At 44.2% G+C, this 14278-nt stretch carries 13 protein-coding genes and 1 pseudogene; 8 read left to right on the top strand and 6 right to left on the bottom strand.

Annotated features, from left to right (window positions below; translation table 11 throughout):
* Positions 1 to 41: 41 nt before the first annotated feature.
* Positions 42 to 2345: a primosomal protein N' gene (gene priA, locus J7384_RS11250; protein WP_209114050.1), complete on the bottom strand. Its 2304-nt coding sequence runs from the start codon at positions 2343 to 2345 to the stop codon at positions 42 to 44.
* A gap of 206 nt (positions 2346 to 2551) precedes the next feature.
* Between priA and rpmE the strand changes: the two genes are divergently transcribed.
* The 7 genes from rpmE to J7384_RS11215 all read left to right on the top strand — a co-directional run bounded on the left by rpmE (position 2552) and on the right by J7384_RS11215 (position 8661).
* Complete coding sequence (gene rpmE, locus J7384_RS11245; RefSeq protein ID WP_209114048.1) at positions 2552 to 2764, top strand: 50S ribosomal protein L31; 213 nt, start codon at positions 2552 to 2554, stop codon at positions 2762 to 2764.
* A 234-nt stretch (positions 2765 to 2998) separates the two neighbouring features.
* Positions 2999 to 3574, top strand: a complete 576-nt coding sequence (locus J7384_RS11240) for a sigma-70 family RNA polymerase sigma factor (RefSeq protein ID WP_209114046.1) — start codon at positions 2999 to 3001, stop codon at positions 3572 to 3574.
* A complete protein-coding gene (locus J7384_RS11235; RefSeq protein ID WP_209114044.1) occupies positions 3567 to 4169 on the top strand; it encodes a hypothetical protein in 603 nt (200 codons plus the stop codon). The genes J7384_RS11240 and J7384_RS11235 overlap by 8 nt, the downstream gene beginning before the upstream one ends.
* A 65-nt stretch (positions 4170 to 4234) precedes the next feature.
* Positions 4235 to 5218 carry a DUF4097 family beta strand repeat-containing protein gene (locus J7384_RS11230; protein WP_209114042.1) on the top strand — a complete coding sequence of 328 codons (984 nt, stop codon included), beginning with the start codon at positions 4235 to 4237 and terminating at the stop codon, positions 5216 to 5218.
* 207 nt (positions 5219 to 5425) lie between these two features.
* Complete coding sequence (dnaB, locus tag J7384_RS11225; protein WP_209114040.1) at positions 5426 to 6838, top strand: replicative DNA helicase; 1413 nt, start codon at positions 5426 to 5428, stop codon at positions 6836 to 6838.
* A 3-nt stretch (positions 6839 to 6841) separates the two neighbouring features.
* Entirely contained in the window at positions 6842 to 7987 is a 1146-nt protein-coding gene (gene alr, locus J7384_RS11220; protein ID WP_209114039.1) for an alanine racemase, read from the top strand.
* 194 nt (positions 7988 to 8181) lie between these two features.
* Entirely contained in the window at positions 8182 to 8661 is a 480-nt protein-coding gene (locus J7384_RS11215) for a hypothetical protein (protein ID WP_209114037.1), read from the top strand.
* Here J7384_RS11215 and J7384_RS11210 read toward each other — a convergent pair.
* The 3 genes and pseudogenes from J7384_RS11210 to J7384_RS11200 form a co-directional block, all read right to left on the bottom strand.
* On the bottom strand, positions 8654 to 8911 hold the full coding sequence (locus J7384_RS11210) for a YjbQ family protein (RefSeq protein WP_348523865.1): 258 nt from the start codon (positions 8909 to 8911) through the stop codon (positions 8654 to 8656). The genes J7384_RS11215 and J7384_RS11210 overlap by 8 nt on opposite strands.
* Before the next feature lie 128 nt (positions 8912 to 9039).
* Positions 9040 to 10392, bottom strand: a complete 1353-nt coding sequence (locus J7384_RS11205) for a hypothetical protein (RefSeq protein ID WP_209114033.1) — start codon at positions 10390 to 10392, stop codon at positions 9040 to 9042.
* A gap of 397 nt (positions 10393 to 10789) precedes the next feature.
* Positions 10790 to 11002 (bottom strand): annotated as a pseudogene (locus J7384_RS11200) (YjbQ family protein); the annotation flags it as partial.
* Positions 11003 to 11077: 75 nt separating this feature from the next.
* Between J7384_RS11200 and J7384_RS11195 the strand changes: the two are divergent.
* Positions 11078 to 11785, top strand: a complete 708-nt coding sequence (locus J7384_RS11195; protein ID WP_209114029.1) for an ABC transporter permease — start codon at positions 11078 to 11080, stop codon at positions 11783 to 11785.
* 14 nt (positions 11786 to 11799) lie between these two features.
* Here J7384_RS11195 and hmpA read toward each other — a convergent pair whose 3' ends face one another.
* A complete protein-coding gene (hmpA, locus tag J7384_RS11190) occupies positions 11800 to 13026 on the bottom strand; it encodes an NO-inducible flavohemoprotein (protein WP_209114027.1) in 1227 nt (408 codons plus the stop codon).
* 27 nt (positions 13027 to 13053) lie between these two features.
* Positions 13054 to 14265 carry an NnrS family protein gene (locus J7384_RS11185; protein ID WP_209114025.1) on the bottom strand — a complete coding sequence of 404 codons (1212 nt, stop codon included), beginning with the start codon at positions 14263 to 14265 and terminating at the stop codon, positions 13054 to 13056.
* Positions 14266 to 14278: the final 13 nt, after the last annotated feature.

Raw genomic sequence — 14278 nt, 5'->3', positions numbered from 1 at the left:
AAGGGCTGCCTTGTACAAACAGTTATTACCAAAAATGCGTGTTACCAAGTCAGCTCTAACGGATCGATATCAACAGACCAGCGCACTTTATTGTGCGATTCGCTCGATGGTGCGATTGCCAACAATTCTGTGATTGCACGGTGGCGCAGTTTTCGCGACTTTGCTTGCACTAACAAGTGATAACGGTATTTACCCGCTTTTTTCTCCATGGCTGCTGGCATGGGGCCAGCAAGCCAACAATCAACCGCTTGAATCGCTGTTTGCTGTCTGAACTGGTTGGCAACATCAGTTAAAAATTTTTCTGGATAAGACGGATAGTTAGCATCGGCTCTGATCAGCGCTTGAAAACTATGGGGCGGTAACTGGGCTTGTTGGCGCTCAGTTAAGGCGTAACGAGCAAAGTGCTGATAACCATTGTTAACCAAGTCTTGTAAAAGTGGGTGTTCGGGGTATTGGCTCTGAATCAGTACTTGCCCCGGTTTACTGGCTCTGCCTGAGCGCCCCGCAACTTGAATCAGCAACTGTGCCATGTGCTCGGGCGCGCGAAAATCAAAACTGAACAAGGCAGAATCAACCTCTAAAATTGCCACTAGGGTAACGTTAGGGAAATGATGGCCTTTGGCTAACATTTGCGTACCGAGCAAAATATGATGTTCTTTATCGTTAATTGCTTGCAACCGTTTTGCTAACTCGCCCTTGCGTTTGGTGCTGTCTCGATCTATTCGCACCACGCTGTGCTCTGGAAATAATTCAGCGAGTTTTAATTCTAACTGTTCAGTCCCCAACCCCAAGCCTGACAAGCGAATACTGCCGCAGCTCGGACACTGTCTAGGTAGATATTGTTGGTCGCCACAGTGATGACAAATCAGTTGTTGAGCGCCAAAATGCAAGGTGTAGGGTTTGTTACAGCGCAAACAGTCAGCTCGCCAATGACACTCATTACAACTTAGCGCTGGCGCATAACCACGGCGATTCAAAAAGACTAAGACCTGCTCATTTTTCGCCAGTGTTTGTTTCATCGCTGCGATTAAACTACCCGACAAACCATTATCCATTTGCTGCTCGGCAACATTGAGTAAAGCGAGTTTAGCTTGCTGGCTAACGCCGGCACGGCTGAGTAATTGGTGGTGAATGTATTTGCCAGAAAGCCCGTTTTGCAAGCTTTCAAGGCTGGGTGTTGCACTGCCTAAGACAATTGGAATATTTAATTGTTTTGCACGCAAAATCGCAATATCACGGGCGTGGTAACGGAAACTGTCTTGTTGTTTAAACGAGCCATCATGCTCTTCATCAATGATGATCAAGCCAAGTTTATTGAGTGGGCTAAATACCGCAGAGCGGGTGCCTAAAACAATTGCTGCTTGGTCATTGTGAGCGGCAAGCCAGGTCGTTAAGCGCTCGGTGTCATTGAGTGCCGAGTGGTGCAAGTAAATCGGTACGCTAAAGCGCTGTTCGAAACGGCTAAGCGTTTGTGGTGTTAGGCCAATTTCAGGCACTAAAATTAACACTTGCTTGTCATTAGCCAAAACGGCTTCGATGGTTTGTAGGTAAACCTCGGTTTTGCCACTACCAGTGACACCTTCAACTAAATGACAACTGAATTGATTTAAGCGCTGTTTGAGCCCAGCGACAATCACCGCTTGCTCGGCTGACAAAGTGTGTTTGTTATCGCAATTAATATCATCAGCACAGTACTGGTAGGGCTTTAGCTCTCTGGGTGCTTGAGCAACAATGTCTTTATCAATTAATGCGTTAAGCTGTGCCTTGCTATACGCGAGGGTTCTAAGTTCAGGCCAAGACAATTTTGGATGTTGGCTTAATAGTTGGTAGAGCTGGGCTTGCTTGGGCGCTTTTTTCTCTAACTTGGTTAGAGCTTCCGGCGGTAGCTCTTGTTGGCAATGGTAAACAAGTTCAGGCGCTAAGTTAGGTTGCTCAATTTTGCGTAGTAAAACGGGTAACGATTGCTGGATAACATCACCAATCGGATGATGATAATAACTCGCCGCTTGTTTTAGCAGTGTTAGCAACTTGTCATTTAACCGATAGTTATCACTAACTCGGCCAATAATGGCTTTGAGCTTAGCAGCATCAATGTCGCTGTTTGTTAGCGTATCTGACACCGATAACACTATGCCTATCAGCTGTCTTGGCCCAAACGGAACTATAACGCGCTCACCAATTTGTATCGGGTTGCCTGCTAGTGTCGCCGGTAGCAAGTAAGTGAAGCTTTGCCGCATTGGAACGGGAATAGCAACTTGTAAATATTGTTCGGATGCGGGCACGATAAGCGTTAAGTCCTCTAGATGAATAGCGATATTTTGGCCTGAATCAGTCGCCTTTGCCAACTATAAAATCGCGGTAAAACTAATGATTTAGCGCTTTGGCTGAGTTTTTGCCGATTATTTGCAAAAAATGCTAATTTTTCACCAGTTGTACTTGTGATCGACTTGGTGTTCCAGTAGAATTCGCGTCCAATATTTTTAACTCGTATGGTGCTTAGCAGCAAAAGTAGCTGACTAAGTGGCGATGCGGCCTTAACTGAGGTTATCCCATGAAAGACGGTATTCACCCTAATTACGTTGACATCAAAGCAACTTGTTCTTGTGGCAACGTTATCAACACACGTTCAACTGTAGCAAAAGACTTACACTTAGACGTATGTTCAGAATGTCACCCATTCTACACTGGTAAGCAAAAAGCTGCTGAAACTGGTGGTCGTGTTGACAAATTCAACAAGCGTTTCGGTATGCTTGGCAAAAAATAAGTTTTTGATAACTTGTTTTGATAAGAAAGCGCCTAAGGGCGCTTTTTTTGTACCTGAAATTTGTTTACGGCACTCTTTTTACTTATTTGGCTAAGTTTAACCTTGGTATTTGTCGTCTAAATTCAGCGGTGATAAAAAGTTAATAAAAATCTTTTACTCCTTTAAACCCTTTTCCCTGTTATCGTATCTAACTAAGCAAATCACCAATAAAGTAAAACAATAACAATTAACAAGATGGATGACGTGAATAGCTCAACCATAGTTGACGCCAAAAGTGTTTTTAACGAGGCCAGCGAAAAACAGCTGGTAAGTCGGGCACAACAAGGCGACCAAGAGGCTTTTTATCAGCTTTACCAGCTGCATCACAAGCGTGTTTACGCCTTGTGTTTCAGAATACTGGCGAATGTTGAATCAGCGGAAGATGTTTGTCAGGAGGTTTTTGTCCAGCTCTGGCAGAAAATAGGTAACTTTCGCGGCGATAGCAAATTTAGCACTTGGCTGCACAGTGTTGCCACTAATGTCGTATTAGGCCATTTGCGCAAGAATAAAAATTGGCTTCAGCGGGTTTTTAGTATTGAAAGTCAAAATAGTGAATCTATTGAGCCGAGTAGCGAAATGCCTGATTTGCCGGAGCTCGACAAACACATTATGAAACTGCCGGAAAAAGCGCGTTTAGTGTTTGTTTTATTTGCCGTAGAAGGCTATCGCCACGAAGAGATTGCCGGCATGTTAAAAATGGCGGTTGGTACCAGCAAAGCCCAGTATCACAGAGCAAGAAATTTATTAAGAGAGTCGATTAGCGATGAGTAAGCAAGATTCAAATAAAGTAACAGAACAAGTACTCAATGAGCACTTGGCTAAGCTGAATTACGAAATGACCCCTAATCGTGATTTGTGGCCTGGCATTGAAAGGGCGATTGCCCAACAAACGCTGGCTGATAACCACACTAACCGAAGCGCTAGTGGTCAGCCTAGTGGTCAGCACAGCTCAGGTGCGACGAATACGGTAGTAATAGAGCAGAGTCGATGGTCAATGCGAACGGTTATACCGATGGCAGCATCGTTTTTTGTCGCCGCGATATTGTTAACGGTATTGTTACCCAACAGCCCGTTTGGCAACCATTCGTTTGGAAGTAAGGTGCAGCCTGTGGTGCAAGTGCTTGAACAAGACTTTGCCGCGCAAAAACGAGCGATGTTGGTGAGTTTTGGTACGCCGAAGCTGTCAGAGCTACCGCCAGATATGCAAGAGCAGTTAAATCAGCTGGCCAGTGCAAGAGCGACTATTGTTAAAGCGCTTAACGATGACCCAGATAATCTTGAATTGATTAATTTGTTGCGCTGGACTCAAGCACAAGAGTTAGCCCTGTTAGAACAGCTGTACACGCCTTCATGGCAAACGATATAAGCGGCAAAGCATATAAACGCAAGCGTACAGTGCGAACGAATTTATACGATATTGAATGAAAAATTATGATGAAACAGATTAAGGCAACCGCGATGAACAAAACACTTTCTCTAAGCTTATTAGCTCTTTTGCCGCCTTTATTATTTAACCCGGCATTGGCAGGTGAGCGCGTTGACCGCACGCTTAGCGCTGATAATGTCAGCCGACTCAACATTGATAATCGCCGTGGCGAGGTCAAAATTGTCGCGTGGGATAAAGATGAAATAAAGGTGACCGGCGAGCTCGACGACAAAGTTAAAAAACTGATTTTTGAGCAAAGTGGCTCAGTGGTTAACCTCAAAGTTAAGGTACCGAATCAAGGTAACTGGTACGGTAATAAAAACACCGGTTCCGACTTAACAGTGTATGCGCCAGCAAGTGTTCGTATTGATGCCAACGGTGTTTCATCCGACTTTGAAGTAGAAGGTTTTACCGAAGCCGTTGAAATTCGCTCAGTTAGCGGCACAATAACTGCGGAAAACCTCGCTAGTGATGTTGAACTCAATACTGTGAGTGGCGATGTGCGCAGTACTAATTTAACAGGGAAAATTGACCTGAATACCGTAAGCGGTGTGATTCGAGATTCAGGTTCAAATGGGCGCTTACGGGTAAAGGCGGTCAGCGGTGATATCGATATTGAATCACAAGCAACTGAAGTATCAGCAGAAGCGGTATCGGGCGATATTGAATTGAGATTATCGCAGGTGGAAGACTTGTCGATCACGACCGTGAGCGGTGATATTGATAGCCAATTAGCATTGCTCGACAATGGCCAGATTCGCTATTCAAGTGTTAGTGGTGATTTCGATTTAGTATTTACTGACAAAGTGTCAGCGAGCTTTAGTTTTCACGCTAGCGCCGGTGGCGATTTAGTCAATAAGCTAACCAGTGACAAAGCTGAAAAAGCCAAATATGGCCCGCAATCAAAATTGCGCTTTACCACGGGCAATGGCAGCGCTTCGGTTAAAGGCAATACCGTGAGCGGGCGCATTCGAGTCTCGGAGCAATAATCTAGCTAAGCTAACAATCTCGTTTAGCGACTACTAAAACTGAAAATGCCAACCTTAGCTGGGTTGGCATTTTTATTTGCCCAGACAAAGTTACTGGCGAAGTAAGAGAATTGTCAGGCTGATTTATTTATTAAAATATTAATTCCATCCTATTTTTGCTATTGTTAGCAGCTGTTAATTTTCGTAAACATCAGCACGAGTAGTTTCATGGCAGATCGCAAGCCAGCTAATCAAAATCAGCAAAAAAAACACGACCAACAAGTTGAACAGTTGCGGGTACCGCCGCACTCATTAGAAGCCGAACAGTCGGTACTCGGTGGTTTGTTGCTCGACAACGAAGCGTGGGACCGAGTGGCCGAAGCGGTGGTTGCTCAAGACTTTTACAGTCGCTCACATCGGATTATTTTTGAAACCATTGGCGCGTTAATTGAGCTTGGCGATCCCGTTGATTTAATCACTTTGTCCGAAGCCTTGGAAAACGACCAGCAATTGGACGCCGCCGGTGGTTTTGTTTACCTCGCTGAAATGATGAAAAACACGCCAAGTGCGGCGAACATCGTAGCTTATGCGGGTATCGTGCGAGAACGTGCAGTAACGCGTGAAATGATCAGCGTTGCTAATGAAATTGCCGAAGCCGGCTTTGACGCCCAAGGCCGCACCAGTGCTGACCTACTCGATTTTGCCGAAACTAAGGTTTTCCAAATTGCTGAAGCCCGTGCTAATAAATCGGAAGGGCCGGAAAATATCCACTCTGTGTTGGAAAAAACCGTAGATCGCATCGAAAAGCTCTATCAGCAGCCACACGATGGTGTTACAGGTGTTTCCACTGGTTTTGCCGATCTCGACAAAATGACCGCGGGCTTGCAGCCGTCCGACTTAATTATTGTCGCGGCACGTCCTTCAATGGGTAAAACCACCTTCGCCATGAACCTCGCTGAAAACGCGGCCATGACCGCAGATAAGCCTGCGCTTATTTTCAGTCTTGAGATGCCTTCAGAGCAGATTATGATGAGGATGTTGGCGTCATTAGGCCGCATTGACCAAACTAAAATTCGTACCGGACAACTAGGCGACGAAGATTGGGCAAGACTTTCGTCAACCATGGGCTTGTTGATTGAAAAGGGCAAAATGTTTATCGACGATGCCGCTGGCTTAACGCCAACGGAAGTGCGCTCGCGCGCTCGTCGTATTGCCCGTGATCACGGCGGCTTAAGTTTGATTATGGTCGATTACTTGCAATTGATGCGGGCGCCGCAATTTGCCGATAACCGAACCTTGGAAATTGCAGAAATTTCCCGCTCGTTAAAAGCTTTGGCGAAAGAGTTAGAAGTGCCGGTGGTTGCCCTTTCTCAGCTTAACCGTAGCTTGGAGCAACGCGCTGACAAACGCCCAGTAAACTCAGACTTGAGGGAATCGGGCTCGATTGAGCAAGATGCTGATTTGATTATGTTTATTTATCGCGATGAGGTTTATCACGATAATTCTGAATTTAAAGGCATGGCTGAAATCATTATTGGTAAACAGCGTAACGGCCCTATTGGTCGAGTGCCGTTGACGTTCCAAGGTCAATTCTCGCGCTTTGATAACTACGCAGGTCCGCATGTCTTGGAAGAAGATTAAGCCATGACCGTGACTGCTATCGTCAAGTCAGATAATGCAACGAGTTTATCTGCTGAGCCTGAGTGTGAGACTAAAGTCACAACTGCGACTGCGGTTATCGACCGAGATGCACTCAATAGCAACTTTGCCACCATAAAAAAACTCGCGCCACATTCAAAAGTGTTGGCGGTACTCAAGGCCAATGGTTACGGCCATGGTATGGCAACCATAGCTAAAGCACTGCCACAGGCGGATGCCTTTGGCGTTGCTCGTATTGATGAGGCACTTAGTTTGCGCGCTGAAGGTGTCACTAAACCGATTGTTTTGCTCGAAGGCTTTTTTGCCCCTGAAGAAATTAATATTCTCGCGGTTAACAACCTACAAACCATAGTACACAACCAAGCTCAGCTCGATGCGATTTGTCAGGCCAAGCTCGATGAGCCATTAAAGGTATGGCTCAAAATTGATACCGGTATGCATCGCTTGGGTATCGCACCCGAGCAATTTCAGCATTTTTATCAAACCTTGAGCGCGCAGCCAAACGTGCAAAAACCGATTGTCTTGATGAGCCATATGGGCTGTGCCGATGATACCGACAACCAATTTAGCGGCGAGCAAATTGCTCAATTTGATCAGCTGACCGCTGGCCTTGCTGAAGAGCGCAGCATGGCAAACTCGGCAGGTATTTGCGCGTGGCCTAACAGTCATTATCAATGGTTAAGGCCGGGCTTAATGCTTTACGGTGTGTCACCTATGCTCAAGCAAAATGCCACCGAATTAGCTATTAAACCTGTGATGACCTTAAAAGCCAGTGTGATTGCCATCCGTCAGGTGAAAGCGGGGGAAACCGTTGGTTATGGCGCGGCGTGGCAGGCGCAACAAGATACCCATATTGGTGTAATTGCCATCGGTTATGGCGACGGTTATCCACGTCACGCGGGCAACGGCACGCCAGTGTTGTTAAATGGCCGCCGAGTGCCATTAGTGGGCCGAGTTTCAATGGATATGATCACCGTTGATTTAGGACCAAACGCCAATGATCAACTCGGTGATGTCGCCACCCTTTGGGGTCAAGGCTTACCTGTTGAAGAAATTGCCGAGCACGCCGGTACCATTCCTTATGAACTACTTTGTAATATCACCCGCAGAGTACAAATGCTTACTAACTAGCTGAGCTAGTCGACCTTACTATGCTAGCGCGTTTTGTATGTAGCCGCATTAATAACAAGGGCTATATGCGCTTAGTTCGCCTAAGTTAGAAAACAATTAGCTCCACCTCAAAACGTATAACGAACTAGTAAAGGTATTGAGGTGAAGATCGTTTCTGCTAATCTATATCGTTTAACCTTAAGCGAAAAGTGCCGATGAATAATAATATCAAGTTGTCTCAGCAGTTCATAAATAGTTTAAGCGGAGTACAAGCATCACAAGATGACGTCGATTTATTAACAAATAAGTTAGGCGAGATGATATTGCCATCATGGTTTGTAAAATTAATAACAGACTTTAAACTTATCGGAAGTTATTTGTTTTTAAGTGAGCAGTATGACGAATCAGAGATGGGCGTGATGTTAAAATGGAAAACTCCTCAGGATATGATAGATGAGTTGTTCGAGTATTATCCTGGTGTAGCTGTTGTGGGAATGGGATATTTGCCAGTTGGTAGTTGCCTTGAGGGGAGTGGTGATCCCTATTTTGTAAAGTTAACTCAAGAAGTATCTGACGCAAAATTCGTCAGAATTAGACATGACCTAGTTGAAGATGACGATACTTACCTAGAAGAAGAAATAGAGACAGTTTGTTTGAACATTCAACAATTTTTTAATAACTGTCAGGTCAAATAATTTCTAACCAATAAAATAAGCTCTTTCGACTATGACTAGCTGTTATCGACCTTTTACAGATGCAGTGAGTTTTTCGTTTTTGCCCTTGAATGGTCGCGATCAGAGTGCGACTGCAGCCGTAATCTCGATGTTCTCCCAAATAAATCCCTTGCCAGGTACCCAAGTTAAGACAGCCTTTGGTGATTGGAATACTAATACTTGAACCTAAGGTACTGGTTTTGATTTGAGATGGTATCTGGTTAGTACTCACTAGTAGATTGAAAACAAGCAATTTAAAGCATTTCTACTATCAATTCGACGCTATATGGCATGCCTCGAACAAAAGGGAAAGGCTATGTTAAAAGCACAACGTAGCCTTGAGTAGTGACTTTGTTAAAATTAATAAATTGAAACTTCCATTGCATATATTTGTACGCCGTTTGCTTCTTCAGAGGCGAACAGTTTCATGGTGAATCGGTTGTGTTCAATTTCAATGACATCTAACATATGTAATGCACTATCTCCTGCAACAGCTAGTGCGTCATCCAAAGATTGACCTGCGTAAAATGGACCAAAATGCCAGGTTGGGGAAGCCCCATCGACATAACCTGAAGAAAGCAAAATTTTTGTCACAGAATTCGCTGAGGCTTTTACTAAGGTATTCCCATCTATGAGTAAAAACTGCTGTCCATTTTTCTTTGGCGTTTTACCCAGAACAGATTGAAGTAATGGTTTCACGTCAATTTCGGCAGATTCTCCTATGCTAGATAGGGTTTTAAAGAGGTAATCTTGATTGTTTGATTGAGATAATTGAGTATTATCGAAAGAAAATGAATTTGCGTGATTGGTTTTCAATTCAAATCCAATAACTCTGCGATTTTTTTCTTCTTGCCTGTTTTCTAGCATAACTTCAGTATCAAGGAGTAGAGACTGAGACTGATTGTTAAACATGGGAATTGAACTTTTATCAGTATTGGGTAGGGCATCATCACGCTGTACTGAGTTTTCTACTTTCCATTTGCGATCATCAAATCGTTCGTCAAAGTCTAAATGGTTCATCAACTCTACGTCGAAAATACTTGTACCAAATTTAGCGGCGATCAATACGCTATTTTCAAATGTTAACCAGTGACGTCTACCGTATGCAACGATTTCCATACCTTCTTGATTGCTTGACCAAAATGAAGGTGTACCGAAAGTCTTGACTACCTCGTCTATCGTCGTGCCTAGTTTAATTCCATATAATCCACCGTCAAGCGAGACCGTAAAATTGTCGCTAAGTTCAGTGCGAACAATTGAGTGAGGAAGATCGAAAGTGATAGTTTTGTTTTTTCCTACTTTGATTTGTCCAAATGTTGCAAGCTTTTGCCCTAGGGCGTCAAACTTAGCTGCCTTTCCACCGCGTTTGTGAGGATCACTGCAAGTTTTTAAATATTCGACAGTCACATTAAACCGCATTGATTCGTCGTAAGCCGGTGATAGTTTTCTGCTTTTTACAACGAGAAAGTGAATACCATTTTTCTCTGCTTTCGATAGAATATCTTGGTGAAGTTTTTTCATTTTTTCGGATATGTAAAACTTCGGACTTTTTGTAAAATCGCTTCGAATCATTCCTGAGTGCTTTACAGTATCAACAATCTCAAAACCACAATCTGGGTAGAATTCGAGAAATTCGGCGTGATTTTGCGTTTCAGCTTGGGAGGTGTTGATAAGTAGGCTAACGCCTACAAACATTAATAGTCCTTTTATCACGACTTATCTCCATCCAATGAATAAAGTATATTAACACTATAAGCTACCTGAATCGTCCCGACTTTTCTAGACACAAATAAGTTGTAAACTTTGTGTCTAGGCAAAGAATAAGCGCCAAAAGATTTCCTGAAGAGTTTAATATATCAGTCCCTACGCACTTTCAGAAAAGGTCATTTTGTTGCGAGCATAGAGAAGCGGTTAGAGCTCTCTAACAGTAGCCTTTGTAAGTGAGTTAAATGCCAAAGTAACAATGACGTTTACGATCAAAAATTATTCTAGCAAGAGCAGTAGGTTAAAGCGCTTGAACAGTAGTTAAAGAGGACTCGGCAAGACCTTGTATTTTATTGGCGAGAGAGAGAAAAGTATAAGTTTGTAAAGCCTAGGTCTTACTACTCCCAACAAACTGATTAAAGTGTTTTTCCATATCGTTGCGCACGGTTGGATCGGCATTTTCATTGATGGTCAGTGATGCCGACGAATGTTGAATAAACAGGTGTAATATCCCAATACCCACTTCAGCTAACTCAGGTAGAGCTCGTTCGATTTCGTCAGTGATTAAGTGAAAGCCACGGCTACGCGCGTTCAGCTGAATGGTTTTTTGTTGCCACATCGTTTTTTTTGTTCTGAAATAAGGTTTAATTAAATTATAACTCAACTATATCAGGTTGATTGATAGAGCAAAACGATGACAACTATTTCATGGTTCGACTTGGCTTGGTGTGCAATTCCCGTTGTCTTGGTGGCTGCCATTTATTGGCGTTGGCAAGGCAAACCGAGCGAGGTATTTTATGCTTCTGGACGGATGGCGGTGCAGCTAATTGCCGTTGGTTATGTCTTGGTTAGTATTTTTGCCAAGCCTTCACCGTGGCTGAGTTTAATCATTGTTTCCTTGATGTTAGTGGTAGCTGCTTGGATTGCGATTCGGCCTGTTCGTCACTACCGCGGTTACTTAGTGCCAGCGGTAACAGCACTAGTGATATCTGTGGGCTTACATTTGGTGATTTCTTTGTTATTGGTTTTGCGGGTAGATGTTTGGTTTGAGCCACAGTTACTGATCCCGCTCGCAGGTATGTATTTGGCTAATACCATGAATGCGATTAGTTTAGCGGCTGAACGCTTTCATTCAGAGTTAACTGATGAAAAGCCCTATGATAAAGCGAGGTTAACCGCATTTCACGCTGCTATGATCCCACAAATAAACGGCTTGCTCGCGGTGGGCTTAGTCGCCTTACCGGGGATGATGACCGGACAAATTCTCTCTGGTGTGTCGCCGTTAATAGCTGTGCGCTATCAAATTATGATCATGACAATGGTGCTCGGTACTACTGGCTTAGGCGCTGCGATCATGTTATCGCTGCTCAGCCGAAATCGCACAGAACAGCCTCCTTGCTGATAGTAGTGCAGCGATTATAAATCTGCGTGCGGGCCAAATACTTCGTAGTGAATGCGCTGTCCATCTACGCCAAGTGTCAGTAGTGCTTGTTTTGCAAAACGCATAAACCCGATGGGACCACACAGGTAGAAATGGCCGCTTTGCAGTGGTAGTTTTGCCTGTTCAAAGTCGATAAAACCTTGGTAAACACGCTCGTATTGATCGCTTTGTTGCTCAATTGTGTCAGCTTCTTGATACCAAGTGTGTAGCGGCCATTGCTGCTGCTGACAAATCTCTAAGCTGCGCCCTTTAAAGCTGTGTTGCTTACTGTTTACGCAGGCGTGTAAGTAGTGAACTTGAGGTTTATCATCACCGGTTTTGTTGGCTTCTGCGTTGAGTTGTTCAAGCATTGCTTGCATTGGCGTAACACCAACACCAGCAGAAATTAAGACAATAGGTGCGGGGGCGCGATTGGCCACTGGCTCAAGGAAAAAATCCCCCGTTGGTGCGTGTAAGTCGACGAGATCGCCAACGTTAAGCTGATCGTGCAAGTAGTTCGACATCACTCCTTGGTGTTTGCCGGTTTCCCGTTTAACTGAAATTCGATAACTTTCGCCATTAGGAATAGTCGACAATGAGTATTGACGAATTTCATTGTATTGATTGCCTACAGGCTTTAATTCTATGCCCAGATATTGACCCGCGGCGTAATCGAGTACTGGCTGACAATCAATCGGTTTAAACACGAAGCTAGTGACTAGTTCAGACTCTGGCGTTTTTTCAACTAATGCAAAAGCCCGTTTGCCACGCCAACCCCCTTGGCTTTGCTCGCGTGTGCTGTATAGCTGCTCTTCGCGATTGATGAAGATATTAGCCAGTACTTGATAAGCATTGCCCCACGCTCGTTCAACTTGTTCGGTAAATTGCTCGGGTAATAATTCGCGTAAAGTTTCTATCAAGTGGTGACCAACAATCTTGTAGTCGTCAGGCTTGATGTGAAAACTTGTGTGTTTATGAGCAATGCGCTCAACCATGTGCTGTAAAACCGCTAGGTTATCGATGTTTTGCGCATAGGCAGCAATGGCTTGGAACAGCGCCTCAACTTGACGGCCAGTGTGTTGATTACTCATGTTAAAGATATCATTGAGCTCAGGGTTGTGGCGAAACATACGTTGGTAAAAGTGCTGAGTAATGGCGCTGCCACCTTGTTCAAGCAATGGCACAGTACTTTTAACAATCGCGATATCTTGGGTTGATAACATTTAATACTCCAGTGAGGTTGTTTGCGGTTAATAAGGAAGTTTTTGCTGGCGCGGGCTGGTTAGTATTGGCCAGTAAACGATTAAAAAAATTAGCGTGGCAATGAGCCACAGCAAGGCGCTGAGGGTCCATGCAGTTACTGGTGATAGCCAGTAGATAAGCACTGCGCGACTGATCGCAGCAGCGATCATTGAGATAAAGGCCCAGTTGACTATTTTGCGAGTGTCTAAGGCTCTGCCTGTGTGTCCTAACGACACTCGGCTCATCATTGCCAGTGTCATTAAACCAAGGCCGCCTATCGTAATTAGGTGAAGCGCCGCGCTGAAACTAATGGCTGTGGTGAAATAGCTGACGCCCAAAAGTAATAAGCCTATTGCCATTAACAGATAAGCGATATGTAGTGACCACAATAAAGACACTGCAAAAGTTGCTGTTGTCCGCCAAAAGCTTAGTCGAATTAAATGCAAGCTCGCCACTAATATCATCAGGGTACCAGGGGTATAAGGTAATTGAATAAAGGGGCTACTAATAAAGCTGGTAACGGCAATAATCGAACTGAATAGAAGTCCCCACTCAAGTACGGGCTTAGTTGTTATCGGCGCTGTATTGGCACCTCTAACCGTGAAAAAAGGAATGACTCGACCACCGACAATCGACATCAAAATCGTAAATAGCAGCACTGCGGAACGACCGATATGTAATGCGATGTCTGTGTTATCAGAGATATCTGCCCATAACATCGCCACATTAGCCAAGCCCAGTAGGGTAAGCAGAGGCACAAACAAGTAATTGCGCTTATTTTTAGAGATAAAAACCAGACGGCCGTAGCAAATTATTGCGCTTAGCCACCACAAACTTTGTAAGCCAATAGCAACTTGCACCGTTGTTGAAGTATTTAGCCAAATCGCCAAGCGAATTAAGCACCAAATTAACACTAAGGCTGCCAAGGGTTTCCCAGAGATACTTGCTTGCCCAGTCCAGGTTTGTACCGCGGTTAGAATAAAACCAACCGCAATAGCAGCGCCGTAGCCAAACAGCATTTCGTGGATATGCCAGTTAACAGCTGAAAGCCCGGTCGTGGAAAAGCTAACGTAGCCGCTTAACACCAGTAACCAAAGGGAAAGTGCTATTACCGAGCTTGCTGAAGCAAGCAAGAAATAAGGCCGAAAAGCGAGCTCAAAAGTACTGTTAAAAAAGCTGTTTGCTTGTCTAACGGGTGCTGGTTCTGAAATATTTAACATGATTTATTCACAA

The organism is Endozoicomonas sp. G2_1, assembly GCF_017744155.1.
Taxonomy (GTDB): domain Bacteria; phylum Pseudomonadota; class Gammaproteobacteria; order Enterobacterales; family Alteromonadaceae; genus JAGHQT01.
This window is presented reverse-complemented; position numbering and strand designations above follow the sequence as displayed.

Coding starts and splice junctions, on each gene's coding strand:
- J7384_RS11240 (WP_209114046.1), top strand. CDS start 2,999: ATGGATGACGTGAATAGCTCAACCATAGTTGACGCCAAAAGTGTTTTT.
- alr (WP_209114039.1), top strand. CDS start 6,842: ATGACCGTGACTGCTATCGTCAAGTCAGATAATGCAACGAGTTTATCT.
- J7384_RS11235 (WP_209114044.1), top strand. CDS start 3,567: ATGAGTAAGCAAGATTCAAATAAAGTAACAGAACAAGTACTCAATGAG.
- J7384_RS11195 (WP_209114029.1), top strand. CDS start 11,078: ATGACAACTATTTCATGGTTCGACTTGGCTTGGTGTGCAATTCCCGTT.
- hmpA (WP_209114027.1), bottom strand. CDS start 13,026: ATGTTATCAACCCAAGATATCGCGATTGTTAAAAGTACTGTGCCATTG.
- dnaB (WP_209114040.1), top strand. CDS start 5,426: ATGGCAGATCGCAAGCCAGCTAATCAAAATCAGCAAAAAAAACACGAC.
- J7384_RS11230 (WP_209114042.1), top strand. CDS start 4,235: ATGATGAAACAGATTAAGGCAACCGCGATGAACAAAACACTTTCTCTA.
- J7384_RS11185 (WP_209114025.1), bottom strand. CDS start 14,265: ATGTTAAATATTTCAGAACCAGCACCCGTTAGACAAGCAAACAGCTTT.
- J7384_RS11215 (WP_209114037.1), top strand. CDS start 8,182: ATGAATAATAATATCAAGTTGTCTCAGCAGTTCATAAATAGTTTAAGC.
- rpmE (WP_209114048.1), top strand. CDS start 2,552: ATGAAAGACGGTATTCACCCTAATTACGTTGACATCAAAGCAACTTGT.